We start from the raw sequence: 1,873 nt of genomic DNA, 5'->3' as shown, positions 1-1,873 counted from the left end.
TATCAGATTCGCCAAGTACGTGAATTAATTAAACAGCTTTCTGAGAAACATACGATTCTTCTTTGTACGCATATTCTCCCAGAGGTCGAGGCGATCTGTGAACGGATCCTGATTATCAATGAAGGAAAGATTATTGCAGCGGATACCGAAGAAAATCTGCATCGAAAATTGCATACCTGTTCCATCATCGAAATGGAGGTGATGGCCGAACTCGACGAGGTGGAGTCTAAAATTAATTCGAGGGGTGGGATGAATGTTTCAAATTCGAGCACCTTGTTCGGAGGTTGGATTAGGGTTGAAGTTGAAGCGGAATCTTCTGAAATGCGCGTCGTTCTTTTTAAACTTGCGGTTTCCGAAGGATGGGCGTTGCGCGAGCTCTCAGAACAGGAACATTCGTTAGAGGAGACTTTTGTGCAATTGACTCAACGTTCTGGGGAAATGAAATGAATCGGTTTTTTAGTTTATTGAAGAAAGAGCTTCGAACCTGCTTTTTTTCACCGATTGCATTTGTTGTGATGTTCTTTTTCTGGGTGTTGACCGGCGGAAATTTTATGCTGTTGCTTTATCAGCTGGCCAATGGGGAGCCGTTGACGATGGCAACGCAATGGATGTTTGGAGGTCCTTTGGTTAGCTTTAGTCTGCCGGTGGTAGTTCCTTTGATCACCATGCGCTTATTTGCAGAGGAGCGGAAGCTTGGCACGCTGGAAGCGTTGTTGACTACATCGCTAAGGGTTCCTGAATTGGTCATCGCAAAGTTTCTCGGGGCGTTAGTTTTTTATACCGTATTGTGGTTGCCGATCTTTGCGTATGCCTATATTCAAAGCCGATTGAGTCCAATGGGTAATTTACCCTTTCCTGATGTGGGGGCATTGCAAGCTGGAGCGCTTGGGGTAATGCTTGTGGGGGCATTCTATATCTCCATCGGACTTTTAATGTCGAGTTTAACTTCGAACCAAATTGTCGCCGCAATTGCTGGATTTGCGATTTTGTTCGGCACGTTTTTGATGGGGGCTTATATGGCTTATACGGCGGCGAGTCCTTCAGCGCGAATTGTGGGACAATATTTTTCTTCCTCAGCTCATATGCTTGATTTCGCACGAGGTATTGTGGATAGCCGGACGGTCGTCCTTTATTTAAGTTGCACGATTTGGGTTCTGTTTGCGTCCATTCGAGTGGTTGAGTTTAATCGAGCATAATTTTGCTTTTAACCGTATTAGTGAAAGAAATATAGATGAAACGATTATTATCCAAGTTAAATCGCATCACCTCGGTGGTGTTTGCATTGGTGGTGGTGTTATTGGTTAACGTGATTGCCTTAACCAACCCTTTCCGTATCGATTTAAGCGGTCGGAAGTATTATTCCTTATCTGAAAAAACGATTAATCTATTGGAAGGCCTCGAGGATCGCGTTGATATCTCGGTTCTTTTCCAGGAAGAAAGTGCGCTCTATATGGATATTGAGAACCTCCTGGAAGAGTATCAATATCGATCAAGAAATATTTATGTTGAGTGGATCGATCCGGTTCACGATTTAGCGCGAACGAAGAAACTTGCGGAGAAATATGGCCTAACCAAAGCGCAGGTGATTGTATTTTCCGTGGATGGAAAAAATAAAGTAGTGAAGCAATCGGACTTAGCGAATGTCATTCAGGTTAAGGGTCAAAAAAAACCAGTCCTTTCCGCCTTTAAAGGGGAACAAGCTTTTTCCAGTGCAATTCAAGGATTGGTGCAAGGCGAGACTCCGGTGGTCTATTTCTTAGTTGGACATGGCGAGCGACGCGTAACCGAGTTTGATCCCGTTTGGGGTTATTCGCGGATTGGAACGGCCATGTTCCGTGATAATCTTGAAATAAAAGAGTTAATGCTGACCACT

At 44.1% G+C, this 1,873-nt stretch carries 3 protein-coding genes; all 3 read left to right on the top strand.

Features of this window, described 5'->3' with window-relative positions:
- A partial coding sequence (locus tag KAH81_10540; protein MCK5834091.1) for an ABC transporter ATP-binding protein occupies positions 1-447 on the top strand: 447 nt, incomplete at its 5' end.
- Entirely contained in the window at positions 444-1,196 is a 753-nt protein-coding gene (locus KAH81_10535; GenBank protein ID MCK5834090.1) for an ABC transporter permease, read from the top strand. The genes KAH81_10540 and KAH81_10535, both read left to right, overlap by 4 nt.
- A 35-nt stretch (positions 1,197-1,231) precedes the next feature.
- Positions 1,232-1,873, top strand: a 642-nt coding sequence (locus tag KAH81_10530) for a Gldg family protein (protein ID MCK5834089.1), incomplete at its 3' end; no start/stop codon positions are given.

Source organism: bacterium, assembly GCA_023145965.1.
GTDB lineage: Bacteria > UBP14 > UBA6098 > UBA6098 > UBA6098 > UBA6098.
This window is presented reverse-complemented; position numbering and strand designations above follow the sequence as displayed.

Excerpts from the sequence above, each read along its gene's own strand:
- KAH81_10535 (MCK5834090.1), top strand. The coding sequence starts at position 444 with ATGAATCGGTTTTTTAGTTTATTGAAGAAAGAGCTTCGAACCTGCTTT.